Annotated in this window: 15 protein-coding genes; 2 read left to right on the top strand and 13 right to left on the bottom strand. The window is 53.3% G+C overall.

What is annotated here, in order from left to right; translation table 11 throughout:
• On the bottom strand, window positions 1-948 hold the full coding sequence (locus HS100_08710) for a hypothetical protein (protein ID MBE7433986.1): 948 nt from the start codon (window positions 946-948) through the stop codon (window positions 1-3).
• 96 nt (window positions 949-1,044) lie between these two features.
• Window positions 1,045-1,953 carry a restriction endonuclease gene (locus tag HS100_08705; GenBank protein MBE7433985.1) on the bottom strand — a complete coding sequence of 303 codons (909 nt, stop codon included), beginning with the start codon at window positions 1,951-1,953 and terminating at the stop codon, window positions 1,045-1,047.
• Window positions 1,954-2,067: 114 nt separating this feature from the next.
• Here HS100_08705 and HS100_08700 point away from each other — a divergent pair, with 114 nt between their 5' ends.
• The gene (locus tag HS100_08700; GenBank protein MBE7433984.1) at window positions 2,068-2,271 is read left to right on the top strand and encodes a hypothetical protein; all 204 of its coding nucleotides are present in this window, start codon (window positions 2,068-2,070) and stop codon (window positions 2,269-2,271) included.
• 3 nt (window positions 2,272-2,274) lie between these two features.
• Here HS100_08700 and holA read toward each other — a convergent pair whose 3' ends face one another.
• The 11 genes from holA to HS100_08645 form a co-directional block, all read right to left on the bottom strand.
• Window positions 2,275-3,246, bottom strand: coding sequence for a DNA polymerase III subunit delta (holA, locus tag HS100_08695; protein MBE7433983.1), 972 nt, complete (start codon window positions 3,244-3,246; stop codon window positions 2,275-2,277).
• A 33-nt stretch (window positions 3,247-3,279) separates the two neighbouring features.
• The gene (locus tag HS100_08690) at window positions 3,280-3,768 is read right to left on the bottom strand and encodes a hypothetical protein (protein ID MBE7433982.1); all 489 of its coding nucleotides are present in this window, start codon (window positions 3,766-3,768) and stop codon (window positions 3,280-3,282) included.
• Window positions 3,769-3,811: 43 nt separating this feature from the next.
• Window positions 3,812-4,789 (bottom strand): tRNA-dihydrouridine synthase family protein, encoded by a 978-nt coding sequence (locus HS100_08685; protein MBE7433981.1) that lies wholly within the window; start codon window positions 4,787-4,789, stop codon window positions 3,812-3,814.
• A 48-nt stretch (window positions 4,790-4,837) separates the two neighbouring features.
• On the bottom strand, window positions 4,838-5,671 hold the full coding sequence (locus tag HS100_08680; protein ID MBE7433980.1) for an alpha/beta hydrolase: 834 nt from the start codon (window positions 5,669-5,671) through the stop codon (window positions 4,838-4,840).
• A 74-nt stretch (window positions 5,672-5,745) separates the two neighbouring features.
• Window positions 5,746-6,213 (bottom strand): winged helix-turn-helix transcriptional regulator, encoded by a 468-nt coding sequence (locus tag HS100_08675; protein MBE7433979.1) that lies wholly within the window; start codon window positions 6,211-6,213, stop codon window positions 5,746-5,748.
• 165 nt (window positions 6,214-6,378) lie between these two features.
• A complete protein-coding gene (locus HS100_08670; protein ID MBE7433978.1) occupies window positions 6,379-7,614 on the bottom strand; it encodes an MFS transporter in 1,236 nt (411 codons plus the stop codon).
• 83 nt (window positions 7,615-7,697) lie between these two features.
• Window positions 7,698-8,249, bottom strand: a complete 552-nt coding sequence (msrA, locus tag HS100_08665; GenBank protein MBE7433977.1) for a peptide-methionine (S)-S-oxide reductase MsrA — start codon at window positions 8,247-8,249, stop codon at window positions 7,698-7,700.
• Window positions 8,250-8,368: 119 nt separating this feature from the next.
• Window positions 8,369-9,421 (bottom strand): hypothetical protein, encoded by a 1,053-nt coding sequence (locus tag HS100_08660; protein ID MBE7433976.1) that lies wholly within the window; start codon window positions 9,419-9,421, stop codon window positions 8,369-8,371.
• A 55-nt stretch (window positions 9,422-9,476) separates the two neighbouring features.
• On the bottom strand, window positions 9,477-11,960 hold the full coding sequence (locus HS100_08655) for an ATP-dependent Clp protease ATP-binding subunit (protein ID MBE7433975.1): 2,484 nt from the start codon (window positions 11,958-11,960) through the stop codon (window positions 9,477-9,479).
• Window positions 11,961-12,172: 212 nt separating this feature from the next.
• Window positions 12,173-12,979, bottom strand: a complete 807-nt coding sequence (locus HS100_08650) for an alpha/beta fold hydrolase (protein MBE7433974.1) — start codon at window positions 12,977-12,979, stop codon at window positions 12,173-12,175.
• A gap of 52 nt (window positions 12,980-13,031) precedes the next feature.
• The gene (locus HS100_08645) at window positions 13,032-13,604 is read right to left on the bottom strand and encodes a TetR/AcrR family transcriptional regulator (GenBank protein MBE7433973.1); all 573 of its coding nucleotides are present in this window, start codon (window positions 13,602-13,604) and stop codon (window positions 13,032-13,034) included.
• Between the two features lie 146 nt (window positions 13,605-13,750).
• Here HS100_08645 and HS100_08640 point away from each other — a divergent pair, with 146 nt between their 5' ends.
• Window positions 13,751-14,944, top strand: a complete 1,194-nt coding sequence (locus tag HS100_08640) for a pyridoxal phosphate-dependent aminotransferase (GenBank protein MBE7433972.1) — start codon at window positions 13,751-13,753, stop codon at window positions 14,942-14,944.
• Window positions 14,945-14,951: the final 7 nt, after the last annotated feature.

Below are 14,951 nucleotides of genomic sequence, written 5' to 3'. Positions count from 1 at the left end.
TCACTCTTTGGGGAGGCTCAAGCCCGATCTAGTCGGCATTTGACCGCTGGCATAAAAACTGCGGTTGGCGTTGACGTAATGCGGGAAATCCTCCATCCACGCGCGGCGCGTGTCATAGCCGAACAACTCAACGTATGCCATGAAAAGTTCCGCGTTTTGCAGTGCGAAGTAATGCGGGTTGCGGAAGAACATCTCAAGATAGCCCGCTGCGAATTCGCCGTCATTCTGAAAGACGTAGGGATGCCCGATCGGTATCGGCTGGGATAAATCTCCCTCGAGGCGGGACAGGTAACGGGTCAGTTCGAGGCGTTTGCCTTTGATGAAAAAATCCCGCGCTTTTGGTGTGAAGATGTCGCCGTCGCTGGCTCTTAATCCGGGATAGAGTCCCTCGCCTCGTTTCATGGACCCGGACCCTGCGTCGAACGCATCGAGCATGTGACCCAGCTCATGCAGGAATGGACACACGCCCGGCGTCGCGCCGTTGAAACCTTCAAAGAGACGGGATAGCACGAGTTGAATCGATTCGCGCGCGGGGTTGTAACATCCGCCTGCCACGCCGCCATCCTGTTGAAAGGCTTCGGGCGTGGTGTAGAGTTGAAAATGGCGCGGGCTGGAAAGAAAACGCGCGAGGATGTCCTGCCGAAAGAAAAATACCTCGGCAAGATGCCCCGCCACCAGATGCTTCACAGATGCGGGCATTTGGGTAGTGAGATCTGTCTTGTTCGCGCCGATCAGTTGCAGGTCAAAGTTGGAATGCTCTGCGATGTGCCGGAGAAGTTGGTAAAAAGAATCGGTCCCCGCTTCGCCCAGCATGCGCACGATGGGAAAGTAATGATCAAGCGCGCGCAGGTCGCCTGTCGAGTCAAACGTCAACGCGGCGGACTGCGGACGGCATTGCCCGTTCGTGAGCGAGTCGAATTTAGAGGAGGCGGTTTGAAATTTGGTCATTTTGTTTTCTGTCATGCTGAGTGGCGACTCGCGCAACGAAGCATCTCAATGATTTTCTCCGAGAACCTTTGCTGGCGCCCAGGGTGACATGCTTTTCTATTCTTCAATAAAATAGTCGTTGTCTATTTTCTTTAATTCGTATGTGGCAATGGAGTTAACTCCCACATTGTAGTCAATCATCAACTGGCTCAGAGTTTCTCCATCAATAAGAGTAATTTTGCTGTCTATCTGAGATACATACTCTTTTGCTTCATTTGTGAAGGTCGAGGTGGAAATAAAAATACCCTTTTTTGCTCGCTTCCCTTGTAATGCGCCAGCAAATTTCTGGAGTTCAGGGCGTCCCACAGATCCTTCCCATTTCTTTGCTTGAATATATATCACGTCAAGCCCAAGCCGGTCTTCATTAATAATGCCGTCAATACCACCATCGCCGCTTCTTCCAATGGCTTTCCCGGCATCCTTCCGCGTGCCTCCATACCCCATCTTTACCAAGACATCAATAACGAGCCTCTCAAAAAATGTAGGTGAACAGTTTTTAATGGTTTGAATAAGCTCGTCAGCTAGTGTTTGGCGAAGGTTTTGATGAGCAGCTTCGATGGCTTCTTCCGGGGTTTGGGTTTCCAGTTGTCCTGCTGTTGTTACTTCTTCATCCTCTCTATCGCGTCGTGTTCGAAATTTAACGAATTCTTCGTATTGTTCTAGGAATTCGACATTGATACGTTTCGGTGGATTCTTTAGAACATCCAACCCTCTTTGAGTGATTTGAAATTTTCCCCTCCCCTGGGAATTCAATAACCCTGCTTTGCGAAGGTATGTTACAGCCCAACCAATTCGATCATAAAATCGTGTTTTTCTTCCGCTTGGTAATAATTCTGCCAAGTCAATTTCGGAAAGATTGAATTCTTTGGCTATCGTTTTGGTTGCTTCTTGTAGCGAATGCTCCTCTCTATCGGAAGCAAGTTTAACGAGTGGCAACATCAAGGATTGGTAATCAGGTATTGGCATTTGAGCCTCCCAGAGACACTTGTAAATCGGCTTTTCAAAAAGCTTTTTGAAATTATACCCTCCCCTTTCGATGAAACCGCGGGCTACACACTCGTTTTTGGCGGAGGTGCCGTAATGGCGATACTCACCATCCTGCTCGCCAGCGCAGGGGTCGTTCTCGGCATCCTTGCATTGAGGAAGAAAGACCCGAAACGCGGATTGGCGATCGCCGGGCTGGCGTTGAATTTTCTCTGCCTTGCGCCCTATTGTCTTTTATCGATCCTGGCGCTCATTGGGGGAATCTCTACCGCCGATTTTGTCCCACCGTTCGCGCCGTGAAAACTAACGCGCCAGTTCCACGACCAGCGTATCGAGAGCCAGATCCAATGTGACCTGGCTTGTTTTTACCTGCTCGTCGATCCGCAGCAGGCGATGGTAAATTCCCTCCAGCGCTTCCATCGAAAAACGTTGCGCCTGCCCGGTGGTCTTCTCCGCCACGAATGGATGAACCTGGAGCGCCCGCGCCACATCGTCTTTGTTTCCGCGACCGTCCAATATCTCTCTGGCTTGAATCAACAAACGGAACTGTCGCACCACCATCCCCCATAGCGAGAACGCGTCTTCGCTTTCCAACAAACGATGCAGCAACTTTTGCGCGACCCTGGCATTGCCTTGCGATAACGCATCGACGAAATCGAACACGCTTTGTTGCGACGTGACGATGCAAACCGCCTCCACATCGGACCCGCGCACGGGTCGCTCCCAGTTTACATATGCCAGCAGCTTGGAAATTTCCATCCCCGCCTGACGGGTATCCACGCCAGTCATTTCGGCGAGTTTTGCCGCGGCACCCGGTTCGATCTTCCCGCCCTGATTCTTTGTCTCATTGACGATCCAGCCGGGCATATCCCGTAATTGAGGGAGGAAAAAAGGCTGGGATTTGACAAGCGCTTTATTCTTCTCCGCCCATTTGACGAGCCAGTGTTTATCCGAATCTTTCGGTTTCTCCACTGTATCGAACAGAATCACTTTGGTAGTGTCGGGGGCTTTCTCCAGGAATTCCAAGAACTTCTTGCGCCCATCCGGCTTGTTGTATCTTGCCGAAGGATACGCAATGAACACCAATCGCTTTGGCGCGAGGAATGGCATGGCATTGACCGCGTTATTGAGGTCGTTCTCGGTCATCGTGCGCGCTTCGAGGCGGGTCGTGTTCATTTCCGCCGCGGTCGGGTCAGTGAAGTCGGATTCGAATTCCTTGACCTTGCGCGCGATGGCAAATTCGTCGTTGCCGTAGAGGAGGTAGATGGTGGGCATAATGAAACCGTAGGGACACGATATATCGTGTCCCTACCGGGTTATTACCCGATGGACGCCTTTGCGAATGGGCACAATATCCGCGATCTGCAAACTTCCCAGATCCGCTTCGGTGGTGACATTTTTTTGCAGCCACGGTCCGAGCGGCTTGCTGAGCTGGTATCCTGCAATCGCAAAGACCAAAGCAAACGGGATCAAAAACAACCGCCACAGCGTGGACCTTGTCCCTCGCAGCGGGAACCAGGCAAAGGTCGCGGAGAGAAGCGCGGTGGTCGCGAGGTTCGTCCCACAGCCGGGATGAATCGCAAGTCCGCTTTCACCGGAATTGAGTCGAGTATACGCCTCCATCGCCGCCGACCGGATATCCTGTGTCTCCAGATCGCCGAGCAGAAAAAAACCGGTGGGATTGGAGTGTCCTGCCATGCGCCTGCCGGGATGTTTCCGCGAAAGCAGGTGAATGGTGGCGTGTTCGAGCGCGTGATTGCGCCGCGTTTCGAGAATGTAGGGGAGGTCGAGGATCATTTTATTATTATAAAGTAACACCTGACAGGTTTTCGAAAACCTGTCAGGTTTGGAGTTGAAGAACCGGTGAATCGTAAATCTTTTCCAGCAGTTCCATGAACTCAGCAGACGGACGCGAGCGGAGAATTTCGCGTCGTTCGTCTCGGGTGAGATGCTGCATCATCACATACTGCACGGCATTCTTGCGGAAGAGTCGTGTGCCGTCCTCTTCGCCGTAGAATTCAACGCTGCGCGCGAGATGTTTGCGGATGGTTTCCTTCACCATCTCGGGCGGGACCTGATCGCGGTCCATTCGTGAAAAGATCCAGGGATTGGGAATCGCGCCGCGCCCGATCATCACCGCATCCACGTTTGTATAAGCCTTCATGCGGTCGATATCCGCGACAGTTTTCACATCGCCGCTACCGATGACGGGAATCTTGACAGTGGATTTCACTTCGGCGATGGCGTCCCAATCGGCGTTGCCTGCATAGCGTTGTTCCTTTGTGCGTCCGTGAATGGCGATCAGCGAGCCGCCTTCTTCTTCCACGATGCGGGCAATGAGTTTGTAGTTCTTGTTCCTCTCCCAGCCGAGGCGGATTTTTCCCGTAACCGGCACGCGCAAATGTTTTACCAACTTGCGAAATGTCCGCGCGATACGAAGCGGCGAAAGCATCATGCCCACGCCCGCGCCGCGGTCCGCGATGGTTTTGGCGGGACAGCCCATGTTGAGGTCGATCACATCGGGTTTGTTCTCCTGGATTTTCAACGCCGCTTGCAGGATGAGGTCCGGGTCTTCGCCGTAGATTTGGAAGGTGATCGGGCGCTCCGGCTCGGTGAAATACATCCGCTTGGCAGGTTGCTTCGATTTGCTAAGAATCTTCTCCACTTTGATGAACTCGGTGTAACTCATGGCGGAACCGAGTTCGCGGCAGATCGAGCGGAAGGGCCAGTCCGAATACCCGTCCATGGGCGCGAGGATGGCATCGCCGAAGATGGGCAGGTCGCGGATATAAAAATTGAGCGTCTTGCTTTCTTTCATAGGCTTGGACAGTATAACAAACTTTATCCAGACCCTTCAGAAAGTAATCTAGGATGAAAAGAAGCCTGTTATATCCTTGACAAAATGATCTGCCCTTTCCTCTGGGACGAAATGTCCCGTCTGTTCATAAATTATCAGAACAGAATTCCGGATAAGCGCATTGGAGCGTTTGGCCACAGATACAGGAAAGAACGGGTCGCGATCCCCCCACACGATCAAGGCCGGAATACGGAGGCGCCCGGCGAAGTCCTGAATTGGCAGATAATTGCCCGGCAGATCGGCAAGAGCATGTTGAAAAATGCGGGCAGTCGAAGACAATCCGTGCGGGGTGATGTGTCTTTTGAAATCAGACCAGGGTAAATCTTGTTTGTTTCGAGCCGCAAATAGATACATCATCTGAAAGCCGAAGGCGCTGCCTGCCATGGATTTATAGACAATATCACCCAATACAGGCACACCAGCACTACGAAGCGGAAAGGGAATGGGGGTATCAGTAAACAAGTTAGTGGCAGACAACACCAGTTTGTGAACTCTTAACTCAGGATGTTTGCGAAGAAGCGTCAGCCCGACCGGTCCGCCGAAATCGTGTAAAACCAAAAAGAACTCCGAAATGCCGAGCTGGTTCAGGAAGCCCGCAAGCGCCTCCGCCTGAGCAGAGGCGAACAGGTCGCTAGCGGCTGTGTCAGACTCTCCAAACCCCAACAGATCGGGGATGATGGCGCGATATGTTCCAGGATGCTGATCGAGCAATAGACGGGCGGTAGATTCCCATGAATAGGCGGAGCCGGGAAATCCGTGTAAGAAGAGTATGGGTCTGCCTTTGCCCCCTTCAAGGTAACTGATGCGCCCTAGTTTTTTTCTCGTTAATTCGTTGCGTTTCATATTTTCTCCATTGTGTGTATATACACCTAATTAATTCAAATCATAACCCAGTGACCCGGGCATAGATTTGTTACTCAAAATCCATTTTCAGCAGCAATGGAAACCCTGTGAAGTCCATCTAACAGCACATTCCAATTCGACGCGCCTATTTGCGCCACAATCGAAGATTGTGCCTCCTGCCAATACGGAAAAGCCTTGCTCATTTTTTCCCTCCCTTTTGCAGTAAGCGAGATCAAACGGATGCGTTTATCCTCTGCTTGTACGATTTTCACCCATCCTTGTGAGGAAAGCGGGCGCAGATTACGCGTCAGTGTAGTACGATCCATTGCAAGCACAAGAGAAAGATCCTGTATGCTGATTTCATCCACAAATTCCAGGACATTCATGAGGGAATATTGAGTGGAACGTAGCCCGGTCGGCATAAGGATCTTGTCATAATACTGGGTCACCAAACGCGTGGCACGCCGAACGTTGAAACCCACACACGGAACTTGTTGTCGTGCAAACTGGTAGAGCGCCTCACGCGGCATATCTTTGAACATAATACGTGTATATACACCCTTAATGATAAATTGTCAATGCTTTGCGACAGAGTTTTTCGGCTTCAGCAAGATCGGGAAATCATGATCATAAGCACTTAATCAAAGCAAGCTACCCGATTGGCAATGGGTGTTGGAATTGACACAAACGGGAATCTCACCTTTTGTTTATGTCGCTCTTTCCGTTGGACGCGGTTTCAAGCGCAATGCGTAACCCCACACCGCCAATGGAGCGAAACTTCCAACGGCCAAAATCAACACGATACTGCGCGGGGCAAGTTGGAACTCATCCGTGATGAAGCCGGTCAGCCAAAGGGATATGGAAACCGCCAGGGTAAAAACTGCAAAGTCAAAAGCGAATACACGTCCCAACAATTGATCCGGCACGGACATTTGCAGCAACACGTCGCTGTACGTCCAATTGATCGAGCCGCCCATGCCGCGCAGGATGCATCCCAGCAGCACGATCGGCAGCGAAGGCGCAAGACCGACAATGAACCACGCAACGGGCATGCAAAGGAATCCGCCCAGGATGGCGCGCCTCAACCAGACTGTGCTTGAATCGCCCAAGCGGTTCGCGATCAGCGGACCGATGACCGCGCCTACGCCAAAGGCTGTAAACATCAAGCCCAGCGTGGTCGCTCCCTCCTGCCCGTAACGAAAGAGGCGCGAGGCATACAGCGCGGCGATGATATCGAAACTGCCCACCTGCCCCAAGGCTTTGACCAATGTCAGCATTCCGATATCAAGGTTCTTGCGGACGTAACTCAGACCATCCACAAAATTTTTCCATCCGCTTTCCAGCGCGTGAGCCTCCTGCGATCGGAACTGACCCGGGATGTTCCAAACAAGGATCGCCGATAGAAGAAAACTCGCCGAGTCCACAACCAGTGAAACGGGCACGCCAAACAACGAAGCGGTAATTCCTCCGATTGCGCCGCCCAACGTCAGCATCGCAGACCAGGTGACGCTCGCAAGCGTGTTGGCGGTAAGCAGTTCATTCGATTCCACCAGAGCCGGTGTGAGCGCGGCGCGCGCCGGTTCAAAAAATGACGATACGCTGAACTGCAAGACGGTCAATACATAAAGAAGCCACAATCTTTCCGGGCGGTCCACCAATAAAAAACAAAGCACAATCGCGGCGCGCAAAACATCGCTTAGGATGATGACCCTTCGGCGGTCAAAGCGATCGGCGACCACACCCGCAACAGGACCCAGCAAAAATGGCGGCAATGCACGGGCGATGAACAAACCTCCCACCGCCAGACCCGAGTCAGCGTAACGATTGACAATGATGACCGAAGCAATGGTATTGAACCAATCGCCCGTCAGGCTGATCACCTGCGACAGCCAGAGAGAACGATATTTTGGACGAAGTTGCAGAAGGGAAAGGTAAGTGTTCACCCGCGCAATTATATCTGCACGCCGTGTGATCCTTTAAAATCAAAAAGCCATCAGTCTTTGCTGATGGCTTTCCTTTTACGGCACTAGGCAGCCTGCTTCCGCCACAACTCCTGGTAATGCTTGCGGAACTTGCTTACCTTCGGCGCGACGACCGCCATGCAATACGGTTGATACGGATTCTTCGCGAAGTATTCCTGGTGATAATCCTCGGCGATATAGAAATCCTTGACCGGCTCCACTTCGGTGACGATCGGGTTATCCCAGATCTTCTGCGCGTTCAATTCATCGATGAGCGACTCGGCAATCTCCTTTTGCTCAGGCGTGTGATAGTAAATGCCCGAGCGGTATTGCGGTCCCACGTCCGCGCCCTGGCGGTTCAACGTCGTCGGGTCGTGAATTCTGAAGAAGACGTTCAAAATATCGCGGACGCCGATCACAGCCGGGTCGAACTTGATCTGCACCACCTCGGCATGACCCGAATCCCCGCTGCAGACCTGCCGATAGGTCGGGTTCTTCAGATGCCCGTTGGAATACCCCGAATCAACCGACAACACTCCCTTCACTTCGTCGTAAACAGCCTCCAAACACCAGAAGCATCCCCCAGCCAGCGTGATGGTTTCATAATTCGCGTTCATGATAAATTCTCCTTTTCATGGGATTAGACGAGATTGGGAGCGAAAAATTCCTTAACAAAGGATTACAAAAAGCCCGCCTTTCAGCGGACCTTTCGCGCTTCTTTCTTCACCGAAAGTTGTTACCTCGTTCCCGAAACCGTGACCAACCCGCTGGTGACCTTGACACTCACCAGTTCCAAGCCAGGCACCGCTTCATCGATCTGCCGGCTAAGAGATTGGTTCAACCACGACTCCATCTGTGAGAGAAGAACCGCAGGGACGACCTGCTGCCCGACTTGCATGGATTCGATGGTGAAACGAGGATGTTTATTTTCACCGATGGTCAACTCCCCCACGACCAGGGCGGAAGTGGAGTTCCCGCTTCCGCTGATCATGCCCCAGACTTGCACCTTGCCGTCCCGCAGGTAAACCTGAATTTCCTGCAGCGGAAGGTCGGGGGTGTTCTTCATCTCCATCGCCAGCCAGGACGTGATCTGCTGTTCGGTAATGGTCACAGAAGTCATGCTCCCCGGCTGCGGCATGCTGTTTTCAAGCATTTCCTTCGTTTCCATCCCGGTCGCGTCAGAAGTGATGATCCGGTCGCCGGGACGTTCCGGCGCGCCCTCCATGCCGTTCTCTGCATTCGCCACGGCGAAACCCAGCAGAGCATCCAACAGCGGGGCATACTCGGGATACGACGCGCTGACCTCGGCCCGCGTCTCGGGAGCGACGTTATCGGGAAGCGCCGCACTGGCCGGCGCGGTCGGGGTTGCAAGCGCAAGGACCTGGGCGATCTTCGAATTTGGATTGCTGCGGGCGATCACATAGGTGGTCGTGCCAAATAATAAAAACCCGATCAGCGTGAGCAGCGCGCCGCGCGTCATTTTTCGATATGGACCGGTTTTGGGTTTTTGATTTTTTATCTGTCTCTGCAGGGGCAGGGTCGGGCTGATGGCAGCGCGCACACGGATGAGGCCGAGTTTGGCTTCTTCGTTCTTCGGGTTTATCTTAAGCACGCGCTCGAAACACTCGATCTTGCGTTCCTTTTCCTCCATCACGCGCGCAAGGAGCATCCAGGCGACCTCATTGTCCGGCTGTATGGCGAGAAGGTCTGAAAGGTACTTCCCCGCCAGTTCGCGGTTTCCGCGCTGAAAATTGTAGTCGGCTTGTTTTAAAAGTTCGTGTTTGTTCATCGATATAGAATTTCAGACCCTAAAGGTTTTGGAAACCCTTAGGGTCTTGAGTTATTTATAAACTCGGCTCGGCAACCGATTCGCCGGATTTCACCAGCGCGATCTCGCCGTCATCGTCCACGACGATGGTGACGCTGTCGCCGTCGACGAATTCGCCGGAGAGCAGTTTATCCGAAAGCGGGTCTTCCACTTTCATTTGGATCACGCGGCGTAATGGGCGCGCGCCGAACTCAGAGTCATAGCCCTGCTCTGCCAGCAAAGACAAAGCCTCGGGCTGAGCGACCAGGTTCAGGTCGTGGTCTTTGAGGCGTTCGGCGACCTTGTCCAGTTCGAGGCTGACGATCTGCTTGATGTCATCCTTGTTGAGAGCGCGGAAGATCACCACTGCGTCCACGCGGTTGATGAACTCGGGGCGGAAGGCGCGCTTGAGCGATTCGTTCAACTTCTTGCGCATGTCTTCGTAGGAGAGTCTTTCCTCGGTGACTTCATCGCGTTTGAGGGCAAAGCCGAGGTTGGACTGGCGCTTGATGACATCCGCACCGATGTTGGAGGTCATCACGATGATGGCGTTGCGGAAATCCACCTTGTGCCCCTTCGCATCGCTGAGGTGACCCTCTTCCATGATCTGCAGAAGCATGTTGTGGACTTCGGGGTGCGCTTTTTCGATCTCGTCGAAGACGACGATGGAATACGGGCGGCGGCGCAGCGCTTCCGTAAGCTGGCCGGCATCTTCATAGCCGATGTATCCAGGAGGCGCGCCCACAAGACGGGATGCTGTATGTCTTTCCATGAACTCGGACATATCGAGCTGCACAGCGGCATCTTCACTGCCGAACATGAATTTGGCAAGCGCTTTCGTCAATTCTGTTTTGCCGACACCGGTCGGTCCGAGGAACATGAACGAACCGATGGGACGTTTGGGATTCTTCAAACCAGCCCGGGCGCGGCGCACAGCACGCGAAATCGCGATGATGGCATCTTCCTGACCGATGATGGCTTTGCGAAGTTCTTCCTCCATCTTGAGCAGGCGCTGCGATTCTTCTTCCGTCAACTGCATGAGCGGAACACCCGTCCACATCGACACGACTTCGGCGATATCATCCGCGGATACAACGGGGCTGTTCGCGCGGTCCCAACCGGTGCGCAGGCGTTCGATCTGCGCCGAGAGGTCCATCTCGCGTTCCTCCCACTCGCGCACATCTTCTGTATTGCCTTCTTCACTCGCAAGCGAGCGGTTCTGACGCGCCTGGCGCAACTGGCTGAAAAGATCCTTGGCTTGTTTCGCGGCGGGACTTTTATACATGCGCACACGCGAAGACGATTCGTCGATCAGGTCGATGGCTTTGTCCGGTAAAAATCTTTCGGTGACGTAGCGTGTCGAAAGATGAGCGGCAGCCTTGAGAGCTTCATCTGAAATAACCAAATGATGGTGTTCTTCATAGGCATTGCGAATGCCCTTGAGAATTTCGATCGTCTCTTCTTCAGAGGGCTCATCCACCTGCACAGGCTGGAAGCGCCGTTCGAGCGCGGCATCCGATTCGATGTGTTTGCGGTATTCATCCAGCGTGGTCGCGCCGATGACCTGCAATTCTCCGCGGGATAACGCGGGCTTGAGGATGTTCGCCGCATCGACGGAGGAGCCCGCGGCTCCCGCCCCGACGAGCATGTGAACCTCGTCTATGAACAGGATCGCGCCCGATTGTTTCAACTCATCTATGATTCGTTTGAGTCTTTCCTCGAATTGACCACGGTACATCGTCCCCGCGACAAGCGACCCTACATCAAGTTGAAGAAGGCGCTTGTTCATCAACGGCGCAGGCACATCGCCATCAACGATGCGCTGGGCGAGTCCTTCCACAATGGCGGTCTTACCCACGCCGGGTTCACCGATGAGGGCGGGGTTGTTCTTGGTGCGGCGCGCCAGGATTTGTATGACGCGTTCGATCTCCATTTGGCGACCGATGACCGGGTCGAGTTTCTTCTCTTCGGCTTTGGAGGTCAGGTCGGTGGCGAGCTGGTCAACGAGCGGAGTCTTTGGATTCGCTCCCGGGGCGGCTCTGCCCTGTTGGGGTCCCGCAGGCGTCGGCGCGGAGGTCGAAGCGGATTCGTTCAGGACGCGCCGGGTCTGGCGGCGAATCTGGTCGGGAGTCACACCAAGTCGACGAAGAGCTTCAAGCGCGGTCGAATCCACGCGGACAAGCCCAAGCAGGATATGTTCCGTGCCGATGTAATGATGACCAAGCCGGCGGGCTTCATCGACAGCATACTCGAGAACCTGCTGGGTTTCCGGCGCAAGTTCGATGCGATTGGGGTCAAAGTTGGGAACACTGCCGGAGATGCGATGAATTACATCCCGAACGCGGTCGGATGACATGCCGAGTTCACGCAGGACGCGCCCCGCCACGCCGCCTTCTTCATCCATTAATCCGAGGAGAAGGTGCTCGGTTCCAATGCTGTTCTGGCGGGCGCGTTCCGCCTCTTGATGTGCGAGGGAAAGCACGCGCCGTGCCCGCTGTGTAAATCGTTCCATGCCAGCCATAATTTTCTCCTAAATAACTGCTGGAGATTCTACCAAAAAGCCGGGGGGCGGGTGTAGGAAAAAGGTTAGAGTTTCCTTACGAGGTTGTGACAAAGTTCAAAACACCCGCCCTTTTGGCATTGTACCTGGACAAATGGGCAGGTGGAAAAAAGATAGATCCACCAAATAATGAAGGCGGATCTATCTCGACGTTCTCGATAAGTTTGAAGGATTTATTCAGTTAAAAATCGAACGACCTGTTCATGCACTTCCACGGACTGCAACGCGCCGCGATGACCCAAGCCATTGGTTTCAACATACTGTGCTTCACTCCATGCATTTGCGATCGCGCGGCTGTCTTCGACAGGTGTGACATTATCCGAGCGGTCATGGAACATCAAGGCGGGAATGCGGATCTTTTTCACCAGGTCCTCGTTGACGATCTCATCCAATACATCCCTGCCGAAGTTTTCGGAGATCATATCTCGCAGCCCATGAATGATTTCATCCGGCAGGTTCGCCATGGCTTGAAAGCGCGGAAGCGAATCCAAAAGCCGGTTGAACGATCCAAGATAAACCAGTTTGGATGGAGGCGGAAAGTTTCGCCTGGCAATCGCATACGAAGTGACGATCGTCCCGAAGGAATGGGCGATGATCGCATCGAATTTGCCTTCGCGCTGCATCACCAGGTCCATGGTGGGAGCAATCTCAAGGATATTGGTCATCCTGCCGTCGGATTCTCCATGCGCGGGCTGGTCATAAGCGATAACTCTATACCCTGATGCAAGCAAAGGCTTGACGAAACCCGTCATTTGCGCGCGCGCTCCACCCCAGCCATGCATCAACAGGACGGATGGTCCGTCCTCGCCCCAGGATGTGACGGCGAGTTCACCGCCTTCAAAGGGGAGTCGATTATTTTTTCCTAGGGCAAGGATAGCTTCATCGTTCGACTTCACCTCATACTTGCCCGGCGTGAAAAAAGCGCGATAGACCTTTCTCACAATGACTTGCGATTCTACTTTTGGTTCTAAAACGTTCATGGTTTCTCCTTTTGTTAACTTACTACCTGGTAAGTTTTATCGGTAAAAAAATTTACTTGATCAGATCCAGTTTGATTTGTTCGATCACGTTGTGAAACTTCTTCGTGCCCAATGCGCGCGCCATTTGCAAAGCGCCTTGCAATGTGGAAAGAATTAACGCGGCTTTATCCGCAGGCTCGCCTTTGAAGGCAAACACCCCGTCATCCCTGCCCTCTTCCAGGGTAGATTGAAGCCAAACAAGCAATTCCTTGTGCATGCCTTGAACTTCGTCCCGCAAACCATCCGGGATCGCATTGAATTCCGCTTCCATCGCGCCGACAAGGCAGACCTTGCCCTGGTCTGCACGCATGTTTGTATAGATTCCAAGGAACCAATCAAGTTTGGCTTCCGGCGCAAGGTCTTTAACGCGGGAGTTATTGATCCACAATTTGAAACGCTCGCGATACCGGCGAATGACGGCGATGCCCAAGTCTTCTTTGCTTGGAAAGTGATAATGGATGGCGGCATTCTTCACGCCCAGTTCGGATGAGATGTGAGCATAGCTGAAACCGTTGAAACCCTTATCCTGAAGAAGGGACTCGGCCAGGTTCAGTATCGTCCGCTTGGAATTTTCGATCCTCGTCATGAGCAAAGATTATACTTACTAAATAGTAAGTTTGTCAAGGTCCCATACCCCAAATCCATCACCCTCCGAATGGCAGACCGGCAATCCCATGAAAGTTTGCGCAGCCCAAAGGGTATAATGCGGAAATTTTCTTCAGCGGTCGTTCTATGTTTCTCAACACTCAATTCGATCTCATCCGGCAATCTGCCACCGTAGCCTTGGCGGATCGGATCCTGGCGCTCAAGGCAGGCGGAAAGAACATCATCGCCTTGCAGGTCGGCGACCCGGATTTCGGCACCCACCCGGCCATCGCAGAAGCCGCGCTTAAAGCCATCCAAAGCGGGTTGACCCATTACGGTCCCTCGCGCGGATTTCCTGAACTGCGAGAGGCGATCGCGGCAAAATTACTTCGTGATGAAAATGTGGCGTACGATCCCGCCTCTGAGATTCTCGTCACACACGGCGGCATCCATGCCTATTACACCGGCATGCAATCCATCCTCAACCCCGGCGACGATGTTTTGATTCCAGATCCTTCGTGGGCGACCCATTCCAATATAGCGATCATGTTGAGGGGAAGTGTGATCCGCGTGCCCGCTCCAGCTGAAAATAATTTCATCCCACAGTTCGAATCCTGGGAAAAGGCGCTCACTGCGAAAACCCGGGTCATCGTTTTGAACTATCCCTCCAACCCGACCGGGGCGTATCCCTCGCGGAAGTACCTTCAAAAATTACAGGATTTCGCCAAAGCCCACAACCTGTGGATCGTCAGCGATGAGGTGTATGCGAGCATTTTTTACGGGGAAAAGCCGACATCCGCTGCTGCATTCGATGGCGCAAAAGAGCGGACGCTCCTCGTCAACAGCCTGTCCAAGTCCTATGCAATGACAGGCTGGCGCGTCGGTTTTCTTGCCGCGCCCGCTTCCGTGATCGATAACGCCTTGAAAGCCGGCCAAAACTCGATCACGTGTGTCGCTCCTTTCATTCAAAAAGCGGCAACATTCGCATTGACCGATCCGGAGATACAACAAGTCACCGCCAAGATGCGAGCCGGGTATGCCCGACGCCGCGAATCCATTCTGCGAATCGCGCGTGAACTCGAAAGCGACAGGGTCCGCGTCACGCCGCCGCAAGGCGCATTCTATTTCTTTCTCGATCTTCGTCCCTTGAAAATGACCTCTCTCGAGATCTGCGAAAGGATTCTCGAAGAAGCCGGTGTGGGACTTGTCCCCGGCTCGGCGTTTGGAAATCAGGGAGAAGGTTTCGCGCGGATGTGCATCGCCGCCTCGGATGAAGATGTGGAAAATGGGTTTAGAAAGATCGTCGAGTGGGCGGAGAAACAAGCAGTGATCAGCGAGTAGTAGTGGA

The organism is Anaerolineales bacterium, from assembly GCA_015075725.1.
Classification (GTDB): Bacteria; Chloroflexota; Anaerolineae; order Anaerolineales; family Villigracilaceae; genus Villigracilis.
This window is presented reverse-complemented; position numbering and strand designations above follow the sequence as displayed.